Source organism: Paenibacillus sp. FSL R5-0473 (genome assembly GCF_038004565.1).
Taxonomy (GTDB): domain Bacteria; phylum Bacillota; class Bacilli; order Paenibacillales; family Paenibacillaceae; genus Paenibacillus; species Paenibacillus amylolyticus.
In genome coordinates, this window is sequence record NZ_JBBORL010000001.1 from 1,497,385 (window position 1) to 1,520,496 (window position 23,112).

The 23,112-nt window shown below is 47.3% G+C and carries 27 protein-coding genes and 1 pseudogene; 22 read left to right on the forward strand and 6 right to left on the reverse strand.

The window, feature by feature from the left end; genetic code table 11:
* Nucleotides 1–449: 449 nt before the first annotated feature.
* Entirely contained in the window at nt 450–926 is a 477-nt protein-coding gene (locus MKY28_RS06510) for a hypothetical protein (protein ID WP_017687614.1), read from the forward strand.
* Between the two features lie 120 nt (nt 927–1,046).
* On the opposite strand, the gene MKY28_RS06515 is transcribed toward MKY28_RS06510, so the two are convergent.
* A complete protein-coding gene (locus tag MKY28_RS06515) occupies nt 1,047–1,646 on the reverse strand; it encodes a thymidine kinase (protein ID WP_017687615.1) in 600 nt (199 codons plus the stop codon).
* Nucleotides 1,647–1,822: 176 nt separating this feature from the next.
* Here MKY28_RS06515 and MKY28_RS06520 point away from each other — a divergent pair, with 176 nt between their 5' ends.
* Nucleotides 1,823–2,035 (forward strand): hypothetical protein, encoded by a 213-nt coding sequence (locus tag MKY28_RS06520; RefSeq protein WP_076327950.1) that lies wholly within the window; start codon nt 1,823–1,825, stop codon nt 2,033–2,035.
* An 8-nt stretch (nt 2,036–2,043) separates the two neighbouring features.
* On the opposite strand, the gene MKY28_RS06525 is transcribed toward MKY28_RS06520, so the two are convergent.
* On the reverse strand, nt 2,044–2,391 hold the full coding sequence (locus tag MKY28_RS06525; protein ID WP_036607883.1) for a potassium channel family protein: 348 nt from the start codon (nt 2,389–2,391) through the stop codon (nt 2,044–2,046).
* Between the two features lie 63 nt (nt 2,392–2,454).
* Nucleotides 2,455–2,772, reverse strand: a complete 318-nt coding sequence (locus MKY28_RS06530; RefSeq protein ID WP_017687618.1) for a DUF2627 domain-containing protein — start codon at nt 2,770–2,772, stop codon at nt 2,455–2,457.
* Between the two features lie 224 nt (nt 2,773–2,996).
* Between MKY28_RS06530 and lpdA the strand changes: the two genes are divergently transcribed.
* The 5 genes from lpdA (at nt 2,997) to lipB (ending at nt 8,890) form a co-directional block, all read left to right on the forward strand.
* Nucleotides 2,997–4,421 (forward strand): dihydrolipoyl dehydrogenase, encoded by a 1,425-nt coding sequence (gene lpdA / locus MKY28_RS06535; protein ID WP_340935364.1) that lies wholly within the window; start codon nt 2,997–2,999, stop codon nt 4,419–4,421.
* 139 nt (nt 4,422–4,560) lie between these two features.
* Nucleotides 4,561–5,589, forward strand: a complete 1,029-nt coding sequence (locus tag MKY28_RS06540; protein ID WP_017687620.1) for a thiamine pyrophosphate-dependent dehydrogenase E1 component subunit alpha — start codon at nt 4,561–4,563, stop codon at nt 5,587–5,589.
* A gap of 2 nt (nt 5,590–5,591) precedes the next feature.
* On the forward strand, nt 5,592–6,578 hold the full coding sequence (locus MKY28_RS06545; RefSeq protein ID WP_017687621.1) for an alpha-ketoacid dehydrogenase subunit beta: 987 nt from the start codon (nt 5,592–5,594) through the stop codon (nt 6,576–6,578).
* A gap of 47 nt (nt 6,579–6,625) precedes the next feature.
* Nucleotides 6,626–8,071, forward strand: coding sequence for a dihydrolipoamide acetyltransferase family protein (locus tag MKY28_RS06550; RefSeq protein WP_076327948.1), 1,446 nt, complete (start codon nt 6,626–6,628; stop codon nt 8,069–8,071).
* A gap of 111 nt (nt 8,072–8,182) precedes the next feature.
* Entirely contained in the window at nt 8,183–8,890 is a 708-nt protein-coding gene (lipB, locus tag MKY28_RS06555; protein ID WP_036607873.1) for a lipoyl(octanoyl) transferase LipB, read from the forward strand.
* Between the two features lie 26 nt (nt 8,891–8,916).
* Here lipB and prli42 read toward each other — a convergent pair whose 3' ends face one another.
* The gene (prli42, locus tag MKY28_RS06560; RefSeq protein WP_017687624.1) at nt 8,917–9,018 is read right to left on the reverse strand and encodes a stressosome-associated protein Prli42; all 102 of its coding nucleotides are present in this window, start codon (nt 9,016–9,018) and stop codon (nt 8,917–8,919) included.
* An 82-nt stretch (nt 9,019–9,100) separates the two neighbouring features.
* Between prli42 and MKY28_RS06565 the strand changes: the two genes are divergently transcribed.
* Nucleotides 9,101–10,234 carry a M20/M25/M40 family metallo-hydrolase gene (locus MKY28_RS06565; protein ID WP_047843589.1) on the forward strand — a complete coding sequence of 378 codons (1,134 nt, stop codon included), beginning with the start codon at nt 9,101–9,103 and terminating at the stop codon, nt 10,232–10,234.
* A gap of 141 nt (nt 10,235–10,375) precedes the next feature.
* Here the strand turns inward: MKY28_RS06565 and MKY28_RS06570 are convergent, their stop codons facing one another.
* A complete protein-coding gene (locus MKY28_RS06570; RefSeq protein ID WP_100527202.1) occupies nt 10,376–10,510 on the reverse strand; it encodes a Z-ring formation inhibitor MciZ in 135 nt (44 codons plus the stop codon).
* 122 nt (nt 10,511–10,632) lie between these two features.
* Between MKY28_RS06570 and MKY28_RS06575 the strand changes: the two genes are divergently transcribed.
* From MKY28_RS06575 to sigF, 11 genes are all read left to right on the forward strand, one after another.
* The gene (locus tag MKY28_RS06575) at nt 10,633–11,226 is read left to right on the forward strand and encodes an NUDIX domain-containing protein (protein ID WP_051447058.1); all 594 of its coding nucleotides are present in this window, start codon (nt 10,633–10,635) and stop codon (nt 11,224–11,226) included.
* Nucleotides 11,227–11,228: 2 nt separating this feature from the next.
* Nucleotides 11,229–12,449, forward strand: coding sequence for an endonuclease Q family protein (locus MKY28_RS06580; protein ID WP_340935365.1), 1,221 nt, complete (start codon nt 11,229–11,231; stop codon nt 12,447–12,449).
* A gap of 161 nt (nt 12,450–12,610) precedes the next feature.
* Nucleotides 12,611–13,240 (forward strand): stage II sporulation protein M, encoded by a 630-nt coding sequence (gene spoIIM / locus MKY28_RS06585; protein ID WP_017687629.1) that lies wholly within the window; start codon nt 12,611–12,613, stop codon nt 13,238–13,240.
* A 107-nt stretch (nt 13,241–13,347) separates the two neighbouring features.
* On the forward strand, nt 13,348–13,815 hold the full coding sequence (gene fur / locus MKY28_RS06590) for a ferric iron uptake transcriptional regulator (protein ID WP_036607866.1): 468 nt from the start codon (nt 13,348–13,350) through the stop codon (nt 13,813–13,815).
* 158 nt (nt 13,816–13,973) lie between these two features.
* On the forward strand, nt 13,974–14,216 hold the full coding sequence (locus tag MKY28_RS06595) for a DUF4227 family protein (protein WP_017687632.1): 243 nt from the start codon (nt 13,974–13,976) through the stop codon (nt 14,214–14,216).
* Between the two features lie 75 nt (nt 14,217–14,291).
* Nucleotides 14,292–15,182 (forward strand): tyrosine recombinase, encoded by an 891-nt coding sequence (locus MKY28_RS06600; protein WP_036607863.1) that lies wholly within the window; start codon nt 14,292–14,294, stop codon nt 15,180–15,182.
* 129 nt (nt 15,183–15,311) lie between these two features.
* Nucleotides 15,312–16,136, forward strand: a complete 825-nt coding sequence (locus MKY28_RS06605; RefSeq protein WP_036607861.1) for a purine-nucleoside phosphorylase — start codon at nt 15,312–15,314, stop codon at nt 16,134–16,136.
* A 303-nt stretch (nt 16,137–16,439) separates the two neighbouring features.
* Entirely contained in the window at nt 16,440–17,561 is a 1,122-nt protein-coding gene (locus MKY28_RS06610) for a D-alanyl-D-alanine carboxypeptidase family protein (RefSeq protein ID WP_235193874.1), read from the forward strand.
* Nucleotides 17,562–17,705: 144 nt separating this feature from the next.
* Nucleotides 17,706–18,059, forward strand: a complete 354-nt coding sequence (spoIIAA, locus tag MKY28_RS06615) for an anti-sigma F factor antagonist (protein ID WP_017687636.1) — start codon at nt 17,706–17,708, stop codon at nt 18,057–18,059.
* Nucleotides 18,056–18,511 carry an anti-sigma F factor gene (spoIIAB, locus tag MKY28_RS06620; protein WP_036672324.1) on the forward strand — a complete coding sequence of 152 codons (456 nt, stop codon included), beginning with the start codon at nt 18,056–18,058 and terminating at the stop codon, nt 18,509–18,511. The genes spoIIAA and spoIIAB overlap by 4 nt, the downstream gene beginning before the upstream one ends.
* 14 nt (nt 18,512–18,525) lie before the next feature.
* Nucleotides 18,526–19,281, forward strand: a complete 756-nt coding sequence (gene sigF, locus MKY28_RS06625; protein WP_340935366.1) for an RNA polymerase sporulation sigma factor SigF — start codon at nt 18,526–18,528, stop codon at nt 19,279–19,281.
* Between the two features lie 86 nt (nt 19,282–19,367).
* On the opposite strand, the pseudogene MKY28_RS06630 reads toward sigF, so the two are convergent.
* Nucleotides 19,368–20,296: pseudogene (locus MKY28_RS06630) on the reverse strand (DMT family transporter).
* 108 nt (nt 20,297–20,404) lie between these two features.
* On the opposite strand from MKY28_RS06630, the gene MKY28_RS06635 reads away from it, so the two are divergent.
* The 3 genes from MKY28_RS06635 (at nt 20,405) to MKY28_RS06645 (ending at nt 23,088) form a co-directional block, all read left to right on the forward strand.
* Nucleotides 20,405–21,313 carry a helix-turn-helix transcriptional regulator gene (locus tag MKY28_RS06635; protein ID WP_340935367.1) on the forward strand — a complete coding sequence of 303 codons (909 nt, stop codon included), beginning with the start codon at nt 20,405–20,407 and terminating at the stop codon, nt 21,311–21,313.
* Between the two features lie 709 nt (nt 21,314–22,022).
* Entirely contained in the window at nt 22,023–22,679 is a 657-nt protein-coding gene (locus MKY28_RS06640; RefSeq protein ID WP_340935368.1) for a stage V sporulation protein AA, read from the forward strand.
* Nucleotides 22,660–23,088: a stage V sporulation protein AB gene (locus tag MKY28_RS06645; protein ID WP_340935369.1), complete on the forward strand. Its 429-nt coding sequence runs from the start codon at nt 22,660–22,662 to the stop codon at nt 23,086–23,088. Before MKY28_RS06640 ends, MKY28_RS06645 begins: the two co-directional genes overlap by 20 nt.
* The last annotated feature ends 24 nt before the right edge of the window (nt 23,089–23,112 follow it).

Below are 23,112 nucleotides of genomic sequence, written 5' to 3' on the forward strand. Positions count from 1 at the left end.
ACAGGAAAAACGCCCAAAACGTCGAATAGATTATGAGATAGGCACGCACAACTTGGAATCGTATACATAAAAAAAGACGAGATGATTATTAGCCCAGAGAAAAAAATGACTACGAAGTAGACGAACAAGAAAGAGTGAAGCGAGATGAAATGGCCGGGTTTCTTACAACGATTCCGACCGAACAAAAACGTGGTTAAGCTATCGGACTATATCCCAAAAAAGGAAAGGAGGCACTACTGTTCCATATGCAAGAAAAACGTTAAATCGGTCGTGCATTATGCGGCGCCACAGGGAAATGTTTCAGGTGTATGCAGTTCTTGTAAGTCTTTGGCGGATGAACGTGGAATGTTTCCCATTTAATAAGAAGAGATGCGCTCAGGAAATAAGATTTTTTTGATTTATGCGCGTTTTTGTAGTACATTAGCAAATGTATTCGAAGGAGGATTCTAATGTACTCAGGTAGACAAGACGATACTTTATACATCATGACCTACACCTTAAACAGCGGTATCAAGGGTACGGTTCCACTGTCTAATAAGCAGATTATTGAGTGGCTGGATTGCTACAGAAATGAGAAGCGCTTCGTGACCGAAATCGGCAAGGAGTTTTTTGGATTGAATGCAGGATTGGTAGCAGACTTCAAGGTTCAAAATCATTTATCGGATTATCAACAGACCATTATGCCTACACAGCAGCAGGATAACCTGGAACGCTTGTCCAGTGCTTATAAATCAACCGAGTTATTAATGAAGATTGATTGTAAATGTGGCACGGCTTATGTGACGGAATCCCCATACAAGCGCACAAAATGGTACTGTACAAAGTGTAAAGAAATTGTATTTTTGGATGCCAAAAAAGGAATGGTGGAAACGTCGCGTGGTGACGCTTACTACATGACCAACAAATATTTTGTTTCCCGGGACTAGCGGGAAGTGACTCTGGAAGCATCGCTGCGAAGCGGTGCTTTTTTGTGCGATGTTACTTCTATAACAAAAAAAGCCCCAAGGGGCCTTTTTGGAAGAAATCTAAGATCGATCTTTTAGAAATTATGATGAGCATTCAACTTTGTGAGGAGGAATGAAGCAGCAACGACAGCGTGGCTCGTAAGCTTCTGAATCGCCAATCATGACAACCGGACCCAAGGTAACAGGCTCCCCATTGACGATACGTTGCGTAAAGGCTGCATCCGGGCTGCCACATACCGCACAGAAAGCCGAGAGTTTCTCAATGTCGTCTGCCATGGCAAGCAAACCGCCGACATATCCGAATTCCTTACCACGGTAATCCATATTAAGTCCGTCCACAATGACATGTTTGCCACAATACGCTAACTCCGAGACAAGTTCCATAATGGCACTGCTGAAAAATTGTACTTCATCAAATGCAACAACATCAGCATCTATGGTTTGGTTCAAGATCATTTCTACGGATTCCGGGGTTAATTGCCGGGGAATGGAATGGGCAGGGAGTCGATAACCAATTCGGCTTACGATCTCGTCCTGGGCAAACCGATTATCCTCGGCTGGTTTGTAGGCCACAACCTTTTTACGGCCAAATTGTATTAATTTCTGACAACGGCGAATGAGTTCACCGGATTTTTCACTGAACATGGGTCCAGTAATTACGGTAATACGTCCTGTTTGCACGGTGCTGCTACTCCTCTCACATACGGGATTCAACAAAAAAAGCGACCTTTACAGAGTACCACAAAATCTTTGGAAAGAGCCAGAACTAATCTGCGCAGCTTTGTGTTACTATATGGATTGTTAAGGTATTGGTTACGGCAGCTAGTTAACAGGAGTTGTGAAAAGAGGTGTTTAGTATGAGTGAAGCATTAACATCACTTCAAGAGCGATATGAAAGCCTAAAAGAACAGGGATCTCTAAATGAAGCGGCGCAGGCGTTATTTGCAGAACTGTTCGCAGAAGCGGAGAGACTGCAGGCAAGTAACCTTACCTTGCGTAGAACGATCTTGAAGTCTTCTTCCAAAGAATCACGTATGTCTACCAAACTGCGGGATGCCTTATACGAATGACCCGGAGATTACTCCGGGTCCTCTTCTGTCTTTAATTTGCGAGGGAACAGAATACCTGCTGTAATTCTGGCAATCATGGCAAAGGTGAGACCAATGCCTGCAAACATGTAGATTACGGTAAAGGCTTTGCTGAATCCGGTGGTTGGCACAAATTCAGGATGTCCCACCGTAGTCAGGGTAACCGCACAAAAGTATAACGCATCGATCCAGTGCAGACCTTCAACACGAGTGTAAAATAAAGTGCCTGACAGCAACGTTGCTGCCGTTAACGCGAACAGAGCCAGAAACTTAGGGTCTTTGAACGCATGGAAAATGCCTTTGAGCAATCGTTGTAACGTGATTAGAAATGATACCATGATGATCCATCCTGTCTATGTAAAGTAGGCGGTGTGTTGTATAAACACACAAAAAGCCCGGACTCATGGAGTCCTTCCGGGCGTCTCTGCTTTTTCGGGTACACTTTTGGACCGGAAACGGGGACCTACATAATTACGCTTGCGGTCACGGAACAGGATCCAGCCTCCCAGAAAACTCATACCTGCGGCAAAAAGGACAAGTCCACCGCCAAAGGAAAGCCACTGGAATCCTGGTGAAATCAGTTCGTTCCCGTGCTCGGCATAATATAGGAACAGGGCATCTTTCATCATCAGAAAACCCTTCATTGCCATTAACCCGGGGATGACCAGAACAACAATTGCCAAAAATCGCGCAAAGACCAATCTTGTATTCATGAGCATTATACCCTTTCTGCCAAAGTCGACATTAAATAAAGGTTACGCTTACAGATCATACCTGATTCCATCATAGCTTGGAATGCATAGGCTGTCCATGTGTGATTGGTTCAAACTTTGAGTTGACCGCTCAAGGAGAGTACAATGGCATATAGAGGGTATAAGCTAAACCATGATTTAAGCTATCATAAATTATATTGAAATTTGATTCATAGAGGAGAGCATGAGAGATGCCAATTACATGTGATGTTGCAATTCTTGGAGGAGGAACTGGTGGATATGTAGCCGCGATCCGGGCTGCACAGCTGGGAAAACAGGTTGTTATCATTGAGAAGGACAAGCTTGGCGGTACCTGTCTGCATCGTGGCTGTATTCCGAGTAAGGCTTTGCTGAAAAGTGCGGAAGTATACGCTGAGATTCAGGAGAGTGAGACGTATGGTATCGAGACAGCTGGAGCTACCCTTGTATTTCCCAAAGTACAGGCGCGCAAGGATGCAATTGTCGAACAGCTCCATCAGGGCGTTCAGTATTTGATGAAAAAAAATAAAATCCAGGTTGTACACGCGAAAGGTCGCGTCATCGGACCATCCATCTTCTCACCACAGAGCGGAGCAGTCGCTGTGGAGTTTGAAGATGGCGAGATGGATACGGTAGTTCCAACCAATCTCATCATTGCCACTGGTTCGCGTCCTCGTGTGCTGCCGGGCCTGGAACCGGACGGAAAATTCATAATGAGCAGCGACGAAGCACTGCGTATGGATGAACTTCCTACATCACTCGTCATTGTCGGTGGGGGTGTGATTGGACTGGAGTGGGCATCCATGCTGAATGACTTTGGCGTAGACATCACAGTAGTAGAAGCAGCTGCTCATGTGTTGCCTGCCGAGGATGAGGATGTTGCCAGAGAAATGCAGCGATTGCTCGGCAAACGAGGTGTCCGTTTCCTGACAGGTGCCACCGTTCTAACCGAAACATATAACACGGATCAAGAGGGCATTCAGATTGATGTGCAGCTTGGTGAAGATAAGCAGGAAACGCTAAGAGCGGAGAAAATGCTCGTGTCGGTTGGACGTCAAGCTAATGTCGAAAATATCGGACTCGAAAATACAGATATCAAACTGGAGCGTGGGTTCATCGCTGTGAACAAACAGTTACAGACCGGTGAAGGTCACATCTACGCCATTGGTGACTGCATCGGCGGTTTACAGCTTGCACATGCCGCAAGTCATGAAGGCATTCTCGCTGTCGATCATCTGGCGGGCGAAACGGTACATGCCGTAGAATCCCACCGTATCCCGCGCTGTGTGTACACACGTCCGGAAGCAGCAAGCATCGGATTCACCGAGCGTGAAGCCAAAGAACGTGGCTATGATATTAAAACAGGCAAGTTCCCATTTTCGGCTATTGGCAAATCGCTTATTCACGGAAGTCGGGATGGATTCGTGAAGGTGATCGCAGATGCCAAGACGAATGATATATTGGGGGTACATATGATTGGCACCCATGTGACGGAATTGATCGCTGAGGCTTCTCTGGCTCAGATGCTGGATGCCACACCTTGGGAAGTCGGACAAACCATTCATCCGCACCCTTCTCTGTCGGAAATTATGGGTGAAGCCATGTTGGCGGTCGATGGAAAGGCCATTGGAATGTAAGCCAAACAAGCTTATGAGAAAGGTCCTTTCCTTTTTTGGGTAAAAGGGATTATAATAAGGTTAAGCCAAGTCTTAGTACCAGGTTATAAGATCGGGTAGTAAGAGTGGCACAGGCTCTGATTAAAAGGAGGTACCTCATATGAGTTCACAAGGTACTGCAGACGCGGTCCACCGGCATCAACAGCTGGGACTTAGCGATGGTGAAGTATTGGATATGTACAAATACATGCTGCTCGCGCGTAAGTTTGACGAGCGTTGCTTGCTCTTGCAACGGGCTGGCAAAATTAACTTTCACGTATCCGGTGTAGGACAGGAAGCTGCGCAAGTAGGCGCTGCTTTTGGTCTGGATCGGGATCACGATTATTATTTACCTTATTACCGCGATTACGGTTTTGTACTGGCGGTAGGCATGACTCCGCGTGAGTTGATGTTGTCTGCTTTTGCGAAGGCAGAAGATCCGAATAGTGGCGGTCGGCAAATGCCGGGTCACTTCGGTCACAAAAAGCTGCGGATTGTGACGGGTTCCAGCCCGGTTACAACACAGGTTCCGCACGCTGTTGGATTTGCACTGGCTGCCAAAATGAAGAAGCAAGAATTTGTTTCTTTTGTTACGTTTGGCGAAGGATCAAGCAATCAGGGTGACTTCCATGAGGGAGCCAACTTTGCAGGTGTGCATAAATTGCCTGTCATTATTATGTGTGAGAACAATCAATATGCAATTTCGGTACCGATTCACAAACAGTTGAGCGGCAAAATATCCGATCGAGCACAAGGATACGGGTTCCCCGGACTTCGTGTAGATGGTAACGATGCATTAGAAGTATATGCTGCAGTGAAGGAAGCGCGTCGCCGTGCCATAGCCGGAGAAGGCCCGACACTGATTGAAGCGATGATGTATCGGTTGTCACCTCACTCCACCTCCGATAATGATCTGGCTTACCGGACCAAAGAGGAAGTTGAGGAGAACTGGAAGAAAGATGGCGTTCCTCGTATGAAGAACTACTTGATCGATTGCGGCATCTGGGACGAAGCCCGGGATGCGGATCTGGCTTCCCAGCTTGCGCTGGAAATGAAAGAAGCAACTGAATATGCAGACAACGCGCCATATCCTAAACCTGAGGACACTCTGACGCACGTTTATGCGGACAGCGAAGAAGGGGGACGGTAAGTATGGCAGTGATGGAATATATTGATGCAATCCGTCTCGCGATGAAAGAAGAGATGGAACGGGATGAAAATGTGTTTATCCTTGGTGAAGACGTAGGTCTCAAAGGTGGTGTGTTTACCACAACTAAAGGGCTGCAAGATCAGTTTGGCGAAATGCGAGTGATGGACACACCATTGTCTGAATCTGCTATTGCAGGTGTTGCGATTGGTGCAGCGATGTATGGCATGAAGCCGATTGCCGAAATGCAATATTCGGACTTCATGTTGCCAGCAACCAACCAGATCATTAGTGAAGCGGCAAAAATTCGCTATCGTTCCAACAATGACTGGAGCTGTCCGATTGTTATCCGTGCGCCGATTGGTGGCGGGATCTTCGGTGGGTTGTATCACTCCCAATGTCCGGAATCGATTTTCTTTGGTACGCCTGGTCTGAAAATTATAGCTCCCTACTCGGCATACGATGCTAAGGGACTGCTGAAGGCCGCTATTCGCGACCCGGACCCGGTACTCTTTTTTGAAAATAAAAAATGCTACAAACTTATCAAGGAAGATGTGCCTGAAGATGATTACATCGTTCCGATTGGTAAAGCCAACGTACTTCGTGAGGGTGCGGATATTACGGTGATCGGTTACAGTCAGCCGCTGCATTTTGTCATGCAGGCTGCTGAGGAGCTGGAGCGTGAAGAAGGCATTACAGCACACGTTCTCGATCTGCGCACATTGCAACCGTTGGATCGTGAAGCAATTATTGCTTCCGCTCGTCTGACAGGCAAAGTGCTGATCGTACACGAAGATAACAAAACGGGTGGTGTAGGTGCCGAAGTTGCCGCGATTATTAGTGAGGAATGTCTATTTGAACTGGATGCACCGATTCAGCGTCTCTGCGGACCTGATGTGCCGGCCATGCCAATTAGCCCAACATTGGAGAAATTCTACATGCTGAGCAAGGACAAAGCCAAAGCAGCAATGCGTACACTTGCCGAGTTTTAATTTCGTTTTTTGGATCGTTTAAAAGTAAAGTTTGGAGTGATAATCAAATGGCTGAACGTATGAAATGGATCGAGGTCATTATGCCGCAATTGGCGGAATCGCTGGTCTCGGCTACCATAGGCAAATGGTTGAAAAAACCGGGCGACCGTGTGGAACAGTACGAGCCGATCTGTGAAGTAATCACTGATAAAGTTAATGCCGAGATTCCATCCACTGTGGATGGAATTATGGGTGACCTTTTGGTGGAAGAGGGCACAACGATTGCTGTTGGTGAAGCAATCTGCCGCATGCAGGTCGCAGCTTCTGACGAAGAAGCGGCTGAGCAAGTAACACAAGTATCGCAGCAACAGGAGCAAGTGCAGCAACATGCGAGCCCCACTCCTCTTGCCGCGTCAAATACAGCAGGACATGATCCGAACCAGCCGATGCGTAATCGGTATTCCCCGGCAGTGCAATCCTTGGCAGCAGAGCATGGCTTGAACTTGCAAAGCATCCAAGGCACCGGTGCCGGTGGTCGTATTACCCGCAAAGATGTGCTGACATTTGTTGCACAGGGAGGTAACGCGGCTGGATCGTCTGCACCAGCATCATCTCCTGTAGCACAGCAAACACCTTCTGGTGTGCCGTCTGCTTCTCCATTCAGCGGAGTGAATCGTGGAAATGGAGAAATGGGTTTAACCGCTGGAGAAGCGATCTCAGCGTCTGATGCAGGTGTTCCTGTGAGACATTCAGGCATTCATCTAACCGAAAGTCCGAAAATTCCACAGATCGAAGTGGAAGGTGGCGGCCAGGGAAGATCGGAGTATTTCATCGATGTTACCCCTGTGCGTAATGCCATTGCCCGGAATATGCGTCAAAGCGTATCGGAAATCCCGCATGCATGGACAATGATCGAAGTGGACGTAACCAATCTTGTGATGCTGCGCAATAAACTCAAGGATGAGTTCAAGCGTAAGGAAGGCATCAATCTGACATATCTGTCCTTCATGATGAAGGGAGTCGTTAACGCGATTAAAGACTACCCAATCATGAACTCGGTATGGGCAGTGGACAAAATTATCGTCAAACGGGACATTAACCTGTCCATGGCGGTAGGAACCGAAGATTCCGTACTTACACCCGTAATCAAACATGCCGATCAGCGAAATATAGCAGGTCTGGCCCGTGAAGTGGATGAACTGGCTCGCAAAACACGTGAAGGTACGTTGAAGCTGGACCATATGCAAGGTGGTACGTTCACGGTGAACAACACCGGTTCATTTGGTTCGATCCTGTCCCAGCCAATCATTAACTATCCACAGGCAGCGATTCTTACATTCGAGTCGATTGTCAAGAAACCAGTGGTTATTAATGATATGATCGCTGTTCGTTCGATGGCTAACCTGTGTCTGTCGTTGGATCACCGAATCCTGGATGGTGTAATCAGCGGACGTTTCTTGCAACGTGTCAAAGAAAACCTTGAAGGATATACCATGGAGACCAAGGTGTATTAAGTAAATAGTTGTCGGGAAAGTGTATGTGCCGGAGGCCGTGCACTTTTCCTGCTGTCTACGGACAGGTGCTCAATTGTACACTGAACCTGAAGCAGAAGGGTGTGGGGAATCATGAGCAAGCCGCTGGATGTTGCATACATACCAATGCTTGATTATGAAGAGGCTTGGAACCGCCAGAAAGCGATTGTGCAGCGATTGGACGAGGGCGAGGGAGCGGAGCAGATGCTGCTTTTACAGCATCCACCAACGTATACGATCGGCTCACAAAATCATCCGGAGCATCTGCTTCTCAGTCCGGAAGAGTTGCGTGAGCAAGGGATTTCTTTGTTTCAAATTGACCGTGGCGGTGATATTACTTATCATGGCCCGGGCCAGTTGGTAGGTTACCCGTTATTGATTCTTGGTCGGGATGAAGACCTGGATCTGCACGGCTATCTGCGGAAACTTGAGCAGGTGCTTATGGATTATCTCGCAGACCAGGGCATTGAAGCTGGACGCAAAGAGGGTTACACGGGTGTGTGGATTGGTGATATGAAGATTGCTGCAATCGGCATCAAGTTTAATCGTTGCAAACACCGCCGCGGTTTTGTGACCAGTCACGGGTTTGCTTTTAACATCAGCTCAGGCATTCAACATGCAGGGTTTCAGGGGATTGTTCCTTGTGGGATTGAACAGTATGGCGTTACCTCACTGGAGGATATAACGGGCAAGTCCTATGCGGTGGAGCAAGTAGCGCAGGAGATTGTTCCGTACTTTAATCGTATTTTTCCATATCAAATTAATTGGGTCACGGAAAAAGAAGCCCTTCAACGTCTGTAAACAGGTCGTCGAAAGGCTTTAGGTTGCTATCCAAACAGCAACGGTTCGAGAGCTATGAAAAGGGTGGACCCGATCATGGCGATCAGCATGAGATAGATGATGATTTTGAACCATTTCTTTTTTTGCATGATGAGAGAACTCCTTTCAACATAAAGTAAACAAGCCATAGTAATTGTATTGTACCGTATCTACGAGAGGGAGGAAAGTCCTATGATTAAACAACAACGTGTTATCGATCAGTTCATGGAACTGGTGCAGATTGATAGTGAAACGAAAAATGAACAGAACATCTCCAAGGTGTTAAAAGAACAGTTTACAGATCTCGGGCTTCATGTCTATGAGGATGATACCATGGAGCAAACCGGACATGGCGCCGGAAACCTCGTCATTACTTGGGAAGCTGAAGGAACTGAAGGGGTTGCACCGATCTTTTTCACATGTCATATGGACACCGTGACGCCGGGACAGGGAATCAAGCCTGAACTGGGTGAAGATGGCTGGATCCGCAGTGATGGAACAACGATCCTGGGAGCAGATGACAAAGCAGGGATTGCGGCATTGTTTGAAGCGATTCGTGTGATCCAGGAAAACAAGATTCCACATGGTAAAATTCAATTTGTCATTACGGTCGGCGAAGAGTCTGGCCTGGTGGGCGCACGTGCAATGAATCCGAAGGATATCGATGCCGAGTTCGGTTATGCGCTGGATTCTAATGGAGCTGTAGGCACGATCTGTGTTGCTGCACCAGCCAGAGCTGAAATTCAAATGAGCATCTATGGTAAGTCCGCCCATGCTGGCGTGAATCCGGAAGACGGGATCAGCGCCATTCAGGTTGCCGCAAAAGCTATTGCTGCGATGACACTGGGCAGAATTGATGATGAGACAACAGCGAACATCGGTAAATTCCAAGGTGGATCAGCACTCAACGTGGTATGTGACTTTGTACAGCTTGAAGCGGAAGCTCGCAGTATTGTGCAGGAGAAAGTTGAATTGCAGGTTGCACAGATGCGTGACGCGTTGGAAACGACATGTCGCAAATACGGTGCAACAGCTGAATTCAGAAGTGAGATCCTTTACCCTGCATTTGGCTTCCATGATGAACACGAAGTTGTACAACTTGCACAGCGTGCCATCCGCAGTATTGGGCTGGAGACAAGTACGTTTGCTTCCGGTGGCGGCAGTGATGCCAATATCTTTAACGGATTCGACCTTCCGACAGTGAATCTGGCGGTAGGGTATGAAGATATTCATACAACCAAAGAACGTATTCGTGCCGAAGACATTGTGAAGTTATCCCAGGTAGTCGTAGCTATTATTCAGGAAACGGCAGCTGACAAGAAATAATATAGAGCACATGTTACCTCACATGTTGTTAAACAAAAGTCCGAACCCGGTTTGTACGGATTCGGACTTTTTGTGAATTCATGTTATATTTCAAGGGAGTTAATTTAGGGTCAAAAATGAAACAATGGATCGATTACCCATTCATTTGCGTCCAGCGAGGAGATCGATTAACTTGGCATCCGGGCCCCACTCGCGCAACCATTGTTTGAGTATGAGCTGTACTTGCCGGGCTTGTCCTACCACGTGTAAGGATTGAGGCGTCATATAACTATTCATTGAAAGTCCCCCTGATTCGTTTATATTTGCTGTGAGAGTTCTATACGCTCACCATATGCCCAAAATCAGAGATATATACATTAACCAAATATATAATCCTACGATATGGAGTTGAAGAACCAATGAAACCAAACCAATCTGCCCAATCCATCCACGCGGCGCAACCTGCCAATCCAAAACTAGATGAAGTGACCGTATCCACTAAGCCAATCTTCGAGGGCAAAGTAATTTCGCTTCAAGTCGATACCGTTAAACTACCGAATGGCCAGACGGCTACACGTGAGATAATCCGGCACCCTGGAGCGGTAGCTGTACTCGCTCTGAATGGGGATCGCATGCTTGTTGTGGATCAGTATCGTCAGGCAATGGGACGCACCGAAGTGGAGATTCCTGCGGGAAAACTGGACCCGGGAGAAGAGCCGGAAGTTGCCGCAGCACGTGAATTGCGAGAAGAGACGGGATATGTAGCCAAGTCGCTGCGTCATTTGCGTTCGTTTTACACGTCACCGGGGTTCGCAGATGAGATCATTCATCTTTACATCGCTGAAGAGTTGGAAGCAGGGGACATGGCGCTGGACGAAGATGAATTCCTTGAAGTTGCCGAAATAACTCTGGAGGAAGCCTATGCGCTTATGGACGAGAACCGGATTAGCGATGCCAAAACGATGATGGCCGTGTACGCGTGGGACCTTTACAGAACGACAGGACGGTTCTAGGCATGCAAGACGAACTGGAAACGTCCACGACGTGGAAGCCCTGTTATACAGACCTGCATATCCACATTGGACGAACCTCTCGGGGTGAGGCTGTTAAAATCAGTGGTAGTCGTGATCTGACATTTGAGAATATTGCCCGGGAAGCATCGGATCGCAAAGGAATTCATTTACTTGGTGTTATTGATTGTCATTCTCCGGTTGTACAGATGGATATTGAGCAATTGCTGGAGAGTGGCACCATGTCCGAGATTGAGGGCGGCGGTATTGCCTACCAGGACACGACCATTCTGCTGGGTACAGAGATTGAGTTGCGCGAGCCTGGAATGCGTGAGTTCCATATGCTGGCGTACTTCCGTGATTTGAAAACGATGAAGTCCTTCACGGACTGGATGAAACGTTATATGAAAAATGTGAATCTCAGTTCTCAGCGGGTCTACGTGCCCGCTCTTGAGATGCAGGCGGAGATTAAGGCACGTGGTGGACTTATTGTTCCTGCACATGTATTTACACCGCATAAAGGCATCTATGGCAGTACGGCGTCCCGTATGGGCGATGTACTGGATACCCGTCTCGTGGATGCGGTAGAGCTGGGGTTAAGCTCGGACTCATCCATGGCCAGTTATATTCGGGAGTTGGATCATGTACCGTTTCTGACCAATTCGGATGCTCATTCGCTCGGTAAGATTGGACGGGAGTATAACGAGCTGCAAGTTGCTGCCCCTTCTTTTGATGAATTCCGTATGGCACTTCAAGGAGAAGCCGGCAGGAAAATTGCGGCCAATTATGGACTGAATCCAAGGCTGGGCAAATATCATCGTACCTACTGTGCAGCATGTGGCAGCATTATGGATGAGCAAGCGATGTCAGCAGAGCGCTGTCCGCACTGTGGCAGTCTGAAGCTGGTGCAGGGGGTGCTGGATCGCATCCTGGCGATCTCTGATCGAGAGAATCCTCATGTTCCTGCAAACAGACCAGCCTATCATTATCAGGTGCCACTGGAGTTCATCCCGGGACTTGGCAAAGCCAAACTGCGCCAGCTACTGGACCATTTTGGTACAGAAATGAACGTACTTCATCGCACGCGTGAGGAAGAGCTTGCTGCGGTTGTTGGACCTGTGCTGGCAGGCTTGATTGTGGCTGCACGGAACGGACAACTGGAGCTGTCCTCCGGAGGTGGCGGTACGTACGGAAAGGTTGCTGTTCAGGAAAAAGCCTCGGAGTGACCGGTGTAAATAATCTTTAGTTCAACTCATATAGCTTTCGCTATACAGAGGTCCAATCTGGACAAGAAGTCATACAGGTGCATTCCGGTTCATAAGAATGACTATGAGGATGTAAATGAGAATCCTTGCAGCATGATACCGGAAAGGGGACTCGTACCTGTATGCGCTCTTCCTACTTTACATTTAAAGGTCAGACTTCGTTATATGTATTCGTGGCCGTCTTGTTTCTGGTCGGCGTCATTTTTGGCGCGCTCATGGTGAACGCATTGTCTCTCGAGCAACGTCAGGATCTGGAGGGTTATCTCGGTAATTTCTTCATGACCGTGCAGCACAGTGCACAAGTGACTGAGACCGGGGCATATTGGGACATTGCCATGCTCCATCTGAAATGGGTGGGTCTGATCTTTATTCTGGGTTTATCCGTCGTTGGACTACCCGGTATACTGGTTCTGGATTTTTTGAAAGGTGTGCTCATTGGATTCACAGTGGGGTACCTTGTTGGACAGTATTCCTGGAAAGGGCTACTGTTTGCACTGGTGTCCGTGGCACCGCATAATCTATTTGTCATTCCGATCCTCCTGATCTGCAGTGTAGCGGCGATGACGTTCTCGTTATACATCATTCGTAATCGTGTTTTGATGCAGCGAACACCTGGTCGACAAAGGCCTTTTGCTTCATATATAGTGTTAACTTTGGTTATGGCTGCATTGCTGCTCGGCGTGGCGTCTTTTGAAACATGGGTTACACCTGCAATGATGCGTTGGGTCACGCCAATGTTACTACCGGCCTAACGTGCACCGTATAGTGTAAAATGTTGACTTTAATTACGCACTCCCCCTATAATGAAAAGAGTGGGTTAAGTTGCAGTGTGCAGTGATTTCCTAGGGGGAGGGAGAAAATGGAAGCACGGATTGATAAAATTAAGCAGCAACTACAGTCCCAAGGATATAAATTAACGCCCCAGCGGGAAGCCACCTTAAGAGTACTTCTTGAGAATGAAGAAGATCATCTGAGCGCAGAAGATGTATTCATGCTCGTTAAAGAAAAGGCTCCCGAAATCGGTCTGGCAACCGTGTACCGTACCCTCGAACTGCTGAGTGAGCTGCATGTTGTAGAGAAAATCAACTTCGGCGACGGTGTAGCGCGTTATGATCTGCGCGGAGATACATCCAAGCATCACCATCATCACTTAATCTGTGTTCAATGCGGAAGTATGGATGAAATACGTGAAGACTGGCTTGGACCGCTTGAAGAGCGTTTGGAGCGGGAATTCAACTTTTCGGTAGTAGATCACCGACTGGACTTTCATGGAATTTGTTATCGTTGCAAAGCTAAAAATGAACAGAAACCCAAAGATGAAGAATAACATAGCATATCTTCAAGCTCTCACCGGCGGTTTTGACGGGAGAGCTTTTTTGGCACCGGACATGATCTGGAGTTTCCCCCGAATGGCATAAACCTGTGTTTATGGACATACCCTGATTCAAGGACAATACCGGATTCGAATCAGGAGGGGACGCGCCCATGATTATATCAGTGCGGAGAGGGCTCCGTTTTATTCGATTTATTATATTTTTTGCTGCATTAGTTTATCTGTTCTATCATGTTCTGGATCTGTTTAATGGCTGGATCTCACCTGTGGATCAGTATCAGATGCCGACTGGCAATGCAATCAAAGTATTTCAGGAAACGGATTGGCCGGGTAATGGAGAAGGACGTCCTACGATGGCAGAGCGTCTCCGTTTGTTCTATTGGTACGGGGAGTAGCTTCGAACAGCCAGGGATGCAAATACGGGAGCAGTCTGCCAGAGCGGCAGATCTGTCAGTTGAGGAGCGTTGTACATGAAACAGACGATACACGCCTATGCCTTATACTTGGAAGATGATAAAGGGATGTCGAGCAGCACGCTTGAATCGTATCTCCGAGACGTGGACAAGTTCATTGAATTTGCAGATAAGGAATATGGCATACGCGAAGCCGACCAGGTCAGACGTACACATGTCGTCCTGTTTGCAGGTCAGCTCAAACAGGCAGGACGTGCCAATGCAACCATTGCCCGCAGCATCGTATCTCTGCGCTCCTACTTTCATTTTTTGATGCGACGGGGTGATATTATACAGGACCCTACGTTTGATGTGGAAGCTCCCAAGGCGGACAAGACGCCACCACAGGTGTTAAGTATCCAAGAGATCGAACAACTGCTGACAGCGCCTGATACTCGTTCACCGCAGGGTGTGAGAGATCGAGCGATGCTTGAACTGTTATATGCTACAGGCATTAGGGTCTCGGAACTGATTGCCCTTGACATTCGGGATGTACAGCCAGGGATGCGCTTTATACGATGTGGTGGGGCGGGCAAGGAACGCATTCTTCCCATTGGTGCACCAGCTGCACATTGGGCAAGTGTATATGTGGAGGAATTCCGCAACAAGTTGCTCAAAACCGATTCGGACGAGCAGGCACTATTCGTGAATGTATCTGGCAGACGTTTAACCCGGCAGGGCTTCTGGAAGCTGCTCAAAAAAGCGGCGGTGGACGCAGGAATCTCGGAAGAAATTACGCCGCATACGCTGCGTCACTCCTTTGCAGCACACCTGATTGCCAATGGGGCGGATACACGTGCGGTTCAAGACATGCTGGGTCATGTGGAGCAGCCTGGACAACAATATGGCAATCATGGTCGCAAAACCATGAAAGAAATCTATGAAACCCATCATCCGAGGGCAAGATAGATTTTGACGCATGGCCTTCACAAATAAATGCGGAACATTGGGCCGATTTAGGATAAAATAAATTGAATACATCCAAACGCCGTTATACATAAGACGGATCGTTTCAACTCAAGGAGGAACATACATCGCATGACAGCATTAAACCAACAAATGATTTCGGAAGCAGCATCTTATATTCAAAGCAAAAGCTCCATCAAGCCGGAAGTCGGTTTGATTTTGGGTTCAGGTCTTGGCGTACTGGCAGAACTGATTGAAGATGGCGTAAGTATTGCTTATCAGGATATTCCGCATTTTCCAGTGTCCACAGTAGAAGGACATGAAGGTGAACTATTGGTCGGAACCATTAAAGGTCGTCCAGTCGTGATGATGAAAGGCCGTTTCCACATGTACGAAGGATATGGTCCGGAATTGACAGCTTTCCCGGTACGGGTTATGAAAGAACTGGGTGTAAGCAGCCTGCTTGTAACCAATGCTGCAGGCGGCGTGAATACGTCGTATGAAGCTGGAGACTTGATGCTGATCTCGGATCACTTGAATCTCACAGGCAAAAATCCACTGATCGGACCAAATGACGCTGCACTGGGCGTGCGTTTCCCGGATCTGTCCGAAGCATATAGCCGCCGTTTGCGTGCGCTGGCGAAGGATACGGCGGCATCACAAGGTTTTAACGTACGTGAAGGGGTATACGCAGGTATGCTCGGTCCGAACTATGAGACACCGGCAGAGATCAGAATGCTGCGTACACTGGGCGCAGACGCAGTGGGCATGTCCACTGTATCTGAAGTGATTGTGGCACGCCACGCGGGCCTGGAAGTACTCGGTATTTCCTGTATCAGCAACATGGCTGCCGGAATTCTGGACCAGCCACTGTCACATGATGAGGTTATGGAGACGACGGAACGTGTGCGTGAGTCGTTCCTGGCGCTGGTAGTGGCAGTTATTCCACAAATGTAAGCAAGATTTGAGTAGATAAGGTTACCTCTTTGGATGAGAAATCATCGGGGGGTAACCTTTTTTTGTTGTGTTGAACGTACGGTTACTCATTCCTTGAGTACAGTGCGTTTTTTTGGCTATGACCACATTTTCAATAAAAGTTCGGGAAATCATGCTTTACATGGAATAATTTACTGGAAACGGGCCGACAATGATTAGCAGTACATGCATGGAACATGCAGTAAGCAAGTCATTTGAGGAGGTAACCTTGTGAAGAAAAGAATAATGGCATCGTTCATGACCCTTTGTATCCTGCTGTCCCTTATGGCATCAACAGCATTGGCTGAAGAAACACCGAAGGCAGCGGGAGGAACTGATCTGGCCCCGTCGGCGCGCTCTGCGATCTTAATGGATGCAGATACGGGAACGGTTATTTATGAGAAAAACAGTCATGATCAGCTGCCTCCAGCGAGCATTACAAAGATTATGACCATGCTGCTTACGATCGAAGCGATCGACTCAGGCAAGCTGAAGCTGACGGACAAAGTAAGAACAAGCGAGTATGCAGCTTCCATGGGCGGTTCGCAGATCTTCCTGGAGCCTGGGGAAGAAATGACGGTAGATGATATGTTAAAAGGGATCGCGATGGCTTCGGGCAATGATGCCTCGGTAGCGATGGCTGAGAAGATCGCTGGCTCGGAAGAAGCCTTTGTACAGCTGATGAATGAGCGTGCGAAGGAGCTTGGCATGAAGGATACTCATTTTGCCAACTGTAACGGCCTGCCGGTCGATAATCATTATTCTTCCGCCCATGACATTGCCGTCATGAGCCGTGAACTGTTGAAGCATTCCGGGATTACGAAGTACACCGGTGCATATCAGGATTACCTTCGCAAAGATACGGAAAAGCCATTCTGGCTGGTGAATACAAACAAGCTGGTTCGTTTTTATGAAGGGGCAGATGGTTTGAAAACAGGTTACACATCCGAAGCGAAATTCTGCTTGTCCGCAACAGCGTCCAAAGATGGACTGCGTGTCGTTTCCGTGGTACTCGGTGAACCAAATACCAAAACACGGAACAGTGAAGTGTCTTCGATGTTTGACTATGCGTTTAGTCAATATACGATGAAGGCGCTCTACAAGGCAGGGGATCTGCTGGGAAGTCTGAAGATCGAAAAAGGTGAAGTTGCCGAATTGCCTCTGAATGCCACGCAAAATTATAGTGTGCTGATGCGCAAAGGAGCCAAATCCAATGACATTCGGCATGAATTGCTGGTCGCCAAAGAATTGAAAGCTCCGATCAAGGCTGGGCAAAGTATAGGTAAACTGGTGGTTTATCAGGGTAATGACGTCATTAAGGAGTTCGATATTCAGGCTCCGCAGGATGTGAATAAGGCTGGCTGGTGGAAGCTGTTCAAGCGGACAACGTCCAATCTGTTTGACTAAACGGCGATTTCCGCGAGTTGCACACATCCTTCGAACATATTTTGTAGTTAAATAGGGGTTTTCTTCTAGTTTTGTCGGGGGGCAGGAAAAGCCTTCGGAAGCGTAGAAATCCTTGTTCTAAGACAGGGAGGAGAGTGAGCAAACGTGAACTTGCATGTGGAAATGGAACACCATCGCGGGATTCTGATTGTACGATTATCCGGGGAGCTGGATCACCATACAGCTGACATGGTACGGATGCAGATGGATGAAGCCATCCAGCGGAGACAAAGCGAGCATCTCGTACTCAGCCTGAAAGATCTGCAATTTATGGACAGTTCAGGTCTAGGTGTCATTTTGGGAAGATACAAGCTCATTAAGAATAAAGGTGGCAAGATGGTGGTCTGTGACGTCAATTCGCCAGTGTACCGTTTGCTGGAAATGTCGGGGCTGTTTAAGATTATGCCGATATACGAAAATGAGGGAACTGCTCTCTCAGGTCTGGAGGTCGTCTCATGAATGAAGGAACAGGGACAAATTTCATGAATCTGCAATTCGCGGCCAAGTCAGAGAATGAGTCGTTTGCACGGGTAACCGTTGCTGCGTTTATCTCCCAGCTTGATCCAACGATGGACGAGCTCAGTGACCTGAAAACGGTCATTTCGGAAGCCGTGACCAACAGCATCATCCACGGATACAACAACAACTCCGAGGGTGTGGTGTCCATCCAGGCGGAGATTCGGGAAGACATGATCACAATCATTGTGGAAGACCGCGGTGAAGGAATCGAAGATCTTGAACTGGCCAAGCAGCCGCTATATACGTCCAAACCCGAACTTGAGCGGTCGGGCATGGGCTTCACCATTATGGAAAACTTTATGGATGAATTCGAAGTCAGCAGTGAGCCCGGCAGAGGCACCTCCATCAAGATGAAAAAAAGGATTGAATCCAAGAAAGCATTGTATAATTAGGGGTTGGTGTTCTTATGGATGCTGAAGTGAAACCATCTTCACAGACCTATTTGGACGATGCCGAGGTCAAACGGCTGATTGCGCTCAGTCAGTCGGGTGACAATGTCTCACGGGATACGCTGGTGAACTGCAACATCAGACTCGTCTGGTCCGTCGTACAGCGTTTTATGAACAGGGGATATGATCCGGAAGATCTGTTCCAGATTGGTTGTATCGGTCTGCTCAAGTCAGTAGACAAATTCGATCTCAGTTATGACGTGAAGTTCTCAACCTACGCGGTACCGATGATCATCGGAGAAATCCAGCGATTCCTGCGGGATGACGGTACCCTGAAGGTCAGTCGTTCACTGAAAGAGATGGCGAATAAAGTCCGCAAAAAAAGGGACGAACTGTCCAAACATCTGGATCGTTTACCAACGATTAAGGAAGTTGCCGCAGAGCTGGGGGTAACCCCGGAGGAAGTCGTATTTGCCCAGGAAGCGAACAAACCACCGACCTCCATCCATGAGACGGTATTTGAGAACGACGGTGATCCCATTACGTTAATGGATCAGATTGCCGACGAGTCTCAGGAACGTTGGTTTGACAAACTGGCGCTAAACGAAGCCATCGGTGGTCTCAGTGAGCGGGAGCGGTTAATCGTTTATCTTCGGTATTACCGGGATCAGACCCAGTCCGAGGTTGCCAGCAGGTTGGGAATATCTCAGGTACAGGTATCACGTCTGGAGAAAAAAATACTGCAATCCATACGCGACCAGATCGCGCAGTGATTCTGGGATTGCAACAACAATATTGGCGCATATACACCAATATACGACAACTAACAACCTTCTATCGCGCATTATGGCGAGGGAGGTTATTTGTTGTTAATACGGGGAGATCCCGAACGATTGGACTGCATGACCAGCATCATGCCAAGAATACATGCCATACCAATCCATTGATAAAAGCCAAAAGGTTCATGGAGCCATATGACGGTTGTTCCAACAGCAGCAAGCGGCTCTGCGCTCCCGAGCAGGCTAGTTTCCTTGGGTGTAAGACTCTTGAGACTCGCAATATAAAACCAAAAAGCAATCATGGTTCCAAAAAGGATCGTAAATATCAAATAACCGTAGGTTTCAAGCGTGATGTTAGCAAAATTCATTTTCCAGGGGGGGTGAATAAAACTCATTCCCAAACCACCGATGATCATAGCCCATCCGACCACAACAAGTGAATCGAACTTTTTAATCAGTTGCACGGCATACAGCGTATAAAATGCTGCTGAAGCCCCAGATAACAGTCCCCATATCACTGCGAGCGAGGAGACAGATAACTGCGTAAGCGAGCCATTCGTGAGCAGGAGAAAACACCCACTGAGAGCCAGAACGGCGCATGCAAGGTCATTGCGTGTGAGGACCGACTGCTTACGGAGTGCGATGTAAATCATGATCATGACAGGGGACAGGTACTGCAGGAGTGTAGCCACTGCTGAATTGCCGTGTTTAATGGATGCCATGTACGTATACTGAACGGCGAGCATGCCCACCAATCCGAAAATGATCATCTGCCCAGCCGTTTTTTATTTCTCCATACATCAAAAATCTGACATCGTCCATTTGTAAACGATTGAATAACCAGTAATAGTAACCCAGCAATCAACAATCGAACAGTGACATACCAATTGACCTCAATTCCATCCAGCTGAAACAGTTTTTGAGATACCGTCCCCCCAATGCCCCAGCAGATGGCTCCCGTCAGAACGAGTACGATGCCTGAAATTTTGGATTTTGCAGAAGTTGTCATTCTTGTTCGCCTCACCTTAAATATAAGAATAGTGTTATATTAAGGAGAAATACGATACATTTATATCAATATTAAACTTAAAAATATAACTATATTGAGATGAGGGCCATGCAGAAGATCGAATTTATCATTGATCAACATTTGAAAGAAATGACGCAACACCGTACCGAAACATTATCTATAGCTTGTTATGAGACAACCATTGTTCAAAATGTTCACAGACATATTCCTCTCCACTGGCATGATGAATTGCAGTTTGTTGCCGTTCTTCAGGGTACGGCGTTGTTTCATATCAACGATCAAAAGATGATTTTGTCCAAAGGTGACGGGATTTTTATCAACAGTGGAATAATGCATATGGCCGAAGATCACGGGGTGAGCGAGAACTGCATTTATTTATGTCTGAATTTGTCCCCACACGTTATCATGCCTTCGGATTTATATATAAAGTACGTACATCCATATGTAACAGCAACTAATTTGCCTTTTCTGTATATCGAAAGTGCTAACGCTTGGGGAGAACAGATCTTGGATGCTGTTGCACGGATTAGAAAGGAGCTAGTGCACCAAGTTCCTTTTTACGAAGTGAATATTGCTTCAGCAGTGCTTAATATGTGGAAACTACTGATTATGAACGGATATTCCCTGGAACATGATCTATCAGAGATGAGCAGAAACAACCGAATGAAAGACATGTTGCAATGGATTGATCTCAATTATGCCGATCCAATTAAGCTGGAAGATATTGCAAAGTCCGGACAGTTAAGCCGATCGGAGACGTGCCGTTATTTCAAGCAAATTCTGAAAACCACACCCATGCAATATGTGATAGAGTACCGCATCCAAAGAAGCATTGAACTATTGCAACTCTCCGAGCGTAGTATCACTCAAATTGCCTATGAGGTTGGTTTTAACAGCACGAGTTATTACATTAACCAATTCCGCAAAACAATGAATTCAACCCCTTTACGATTTAGAAGGGAATTGAACAAAAACGAAAAAGAACATAATTGTTGAGTTCTTGTACATGATCCGTGAACCTAACTACCAATACCGAAGAGTCGCCCATACGGCGACTTTTTTTGATATGTAAAATAATGCTTCACACTCAACTACGCCCCAAATCGGTCACAAGGAGCGAAGCGTGAGGGTTCATCTAAGGATACATAAGCAACGCAGGCGGCAGATTAGACCTAAAGAAGCGAAGCGTGCGCCTTTGTCTCCAAATTTTCTACACAACTGTAGTCTAGACGGTCCAAGAAGACAACTCCAAAGTCATAGAATTTTGAGCAAAATAACCCCAAAAAGCTCATCTTTCAATTCCCCTCCTGCCACCTCCCCAGCATATTTATTTCAAACGTTTGGAAACGGGAGGAAGATGGGCAGCGGAGGGATGGAATCGGTCACAAGGAGAGCGTGAGGGATTGCCTAATGATACACAAGCAACGCAGGCGGCAGATTAGACCTGAAGAAGCGAAGCGTTCGCCTTTGTCTCCAAATTTCTAACACTTAGAAATCAATCATAAGAATTTGGAGACAACAGCGATCAGAAGGTTGGTCTGCCGTCGGAGTGTCTGCGTGTATCCTCCCCCCGAGCAACAGCGACCAATGACCGATCCATCCCGCAGCGCCAACTCAGCCTTCCACCTTTTTTCCAACCAGTTTGTAATAAATTTGCACATTCTTCAAATACTAACCTAAATTACGCAGTAAAGGAGTGCTAAGGATGTCCCAGACACCCACTCCAATGGTCTATATTCGTCTGCGCAGCCGTATTCGCATCCAGAGGGGCAGAGCAGTCAAGCTTGGAGACATTGCACATGTACTGACCTCTTCTGAAGACCAGGAGGGCAGGCTACTGGAGCTTGAACTGCTGCGCCCTGGACCGGAGGATGGCAATCTGATCCTCATTGATATATTGCAGATTATTCCCCGGATTCGGAACATCTTGCCCGAGGTAAGTGTGGAACTGATGGGATCAGGTCATACGTTGGTTGAAGTCATCGCGGGAAATGGTCAACCTTCCAAGTCCCTGTTCATTCTGGTTTGGTTGCTACTGTTCTTTGGATCAGCCTTAACCATCATGAATTTTCATGCCGATGTGAACATGCAGGAAGTACAGATTCGTATTGTGGAGATGCTTACTGGGCATCGGGACGAACATCCCTATCTGTTCCAAGTGGCGTATTCCATTGGCATTGGATTCGGAATGGCAGTATTTTTTAATCATTTGTTCAAGAAAAAGTGGAATGAGGAACCTACCCCGCTGGAAGTAGAGATGTTCCTATACCAGCAAAATGTAGATAAATATGTGGTGATTGAAGAAAGTGAACGGATGCACGAGCAGGAACGCAGGGAGATGAATGCGGATGAGCGTTCTTAATGGAGCAATCAGCATTGTATTGGGTATTGCAGGGGGAATTGCCGTAGGGAGCGGCGTAATTGCGCTCATTCTGGTGCTCAATATGATTCCCAGGTTGGCTCAACTTACGCAATCGTATGACAAGACTCACTGGTACGAAGGGGCGCTAATAGGTGGTTCACTGCTCGGGACGGTGGCGGACTTCTGGCATTGGAAAATGCATGGGGTGCTGCTGCTCAGCCCGATCGTTGGTTTGTTCTGTGGCGTGTTCATCGGTCTGCTCGCCGCAGCGCTCACTGAAGTGCTTAATGTACTGCCTGTGCTAGCCAAACGATTGGGCATGAAACCTTATTTGTTTGGATTACTGCTCGCCATGATTTTGGGCAAAATGACAGGTTCCCTGTTTGATTTTTTCATATATCAGCGGTAACTCGTGGCCATAGGAGGATGGAAG

What these genes read in the sequence shown, in the direction of transcription:
- MKY28_RS06510 (WP_017687614.1), top strand. Translation starts at nt 450, where the DNA reads ATGTACTCAGGTAGACAAGACGATACTTTATACATCATGACCTACACC.
- MKY28_RS06605 (WP_036607861.1), top strand. Translation starts at nt 15,312, where the DNA reads ATGACAGCATTAAACCAACAAATGATTTCGGAAGCAGCATCTTATATT.
- sigF (WP_340935366.1), top strand. Translation starts at nt 18,526, where the DNA reads ATGGATGCTGAAGTGAAACCATCTTCACAGACCTATTTGGACGATGCC.
- MKY28_RS06540 (WP_017687620.1), top strand. Translation starts at nt 4,561, where the DNA reads ATGAGTTCACAAGGTACTGCAGACGCGGTCCACCGGCATCAACAGCTG.
- MKY28_RS06600 (WP_036607863.1), top strand. Translation starts at nt 14,292, where the DNA reads ATGAAACAGACGATACACGCCTATGCCTTATACTTGGAAGATGATAAA.
- MKY28_RS06565 (WP_047843589.1), top strand. Translation starts at nt 9,101, where the DNA reads ATGATTAAACAACAACGTGTTATCGATCAGTTCATGGAACTGGTGCAG.
- MKY28_RS06595 (WP_017687632.1), top strand. Translation starts at nt 13,974, where the DNA reads ATGATTATATCAGTGCGGAGAGGGCTCCGTTTTATTCGATTTATTATA.
- prli42 (WP_017687624.1), bottom strand. Translation starts at nt 9,018, where the DNA reads ATGCAAAAAAAGAAATGGTTCAAAATCATCATCTATCTCATGCTGATC.
- MKY28_RS06610 (WP_235193874.1), top strand. Translation starts at nt 16,440, where the DNA reads ATGGCATCAACAGCATTGGCTGAAGAAACACCGAAGGCAGCGGGAGGA.
- MKY28_RS06635 (WP_340935367.1), top strand. Translation starts at nt 20,405, where the DNA reads ATGCAGAAGATCGAATTTATCATTGATCAACATTTGAAAGAAATGACG.
- lpdA (WP_340935364.1), top strand. Translation starts at nt 2,997, where the DNA reads ATGCCAATTACATGTGATGTTGCAATTCTTGGAGGAGGAACTGGTGGA.
- fur (WP_036607866.1), top strand. Translation starts at nt 13,348, where the DNA reads ATGGAAGCACGGATTGATAAAATTAAGCAGCAACTACAGTCCCAAGGA.
- lipB (WP_036607873.1), top strand. Translation starts at nt 8,183, where the DNA reads ATGAGCAAGCCGCTGGATGTTGCATACATACCAATGCTTGATTATGAA.
- MKY28_RS06520 (WP_076327950.1), top strand. Translation starts at nt 1,823, where the DNA reads ATGAGTGAAGCATTAACATCACTTCAAGAGCGATATGAAAGCCTAAAA.
- spoIIAB (WP_036672324.1), top strand. Translation starts at nt 18,056, where the DNA reads ATGAATGAAGGAACAGGGACAAATTTCATGAATCTGCAATTCGCGGCC.
- MKY28_RS06545 (WP_017687621.1), top strand. Translation starts at nt 5,592, where the DNA reads ATGGCAGTGATGGAATATATTGATGCAATCCGTCTCGCGATGAAAGAA.
- MKY28_RS06570 (WP_100527202.1), bottom strand. Translation starts at nt 10,510, where the DNA reads ATGAATAGTTATATGACGCCTCAATCCTTACACGTGGTAGGACAAGCC.
- MKY28_RS06525 (WP_036607883.1), bottom strand. Translation starts at nt 2,391, where the DNA reads ATGGTATCATTTCTAATCACGTTACAACGATTGCTCAAAGGCATTTTC.
- spoIIM (WP_017687629.1), top strand. Translation starts at nt 12,611, where the DNA reads ATGCGCTCTTCCTACTTTACATTTAAAGGTCAGACTTCGTTATATGTA.
- MKY28_RS06580 (WP_340935365.1), top strand. Translation starts at nt 11,229, where the DNA reads ATGCAAGACGAACTGGAAACGTCCACGACGTGGAAGCCCTGTTATACA.
- MKY28_RS06645 (WP_340935369.1), top strand. Translation starts at nt 22,660, where the DNA reads ATGCGGATGAGCGTTCTTAATGGAGCAATCAGCATTGTATTGGGTATT.
- MKY28_RS06575 (WP_051447058.1), top strand. Translation starts at nt 10,633, where the DNA reads ATGAAACCAAACCAATCTGCCCAATCCATCCACGCGGCGCAACCTGCC.
- MKY28_RS06640 (WP_340935368.1), top strand. Translation starts at nt 22,023, where the DNA reads ATGTCCCAGACACCCACTCCAATGGTCTATATTCGTCTGCGCAGCCGT.
- MKY28_RS06530 (WP_017687618.1), bottom strand. Translation starts at nt 2,772, where the DNA reads ATGCTCATGAATACAAGATTGGTCTTTGCGCGATTTTTGGCAATTGTT.
- MKY28_RS06550 (WP_076327948.1), top strand. Translation starts at nt 6,626, where the DNA reads ATGGCTGAACGTATGAAATGGATCGAGGTCATTATGCCGCAATTGGCG.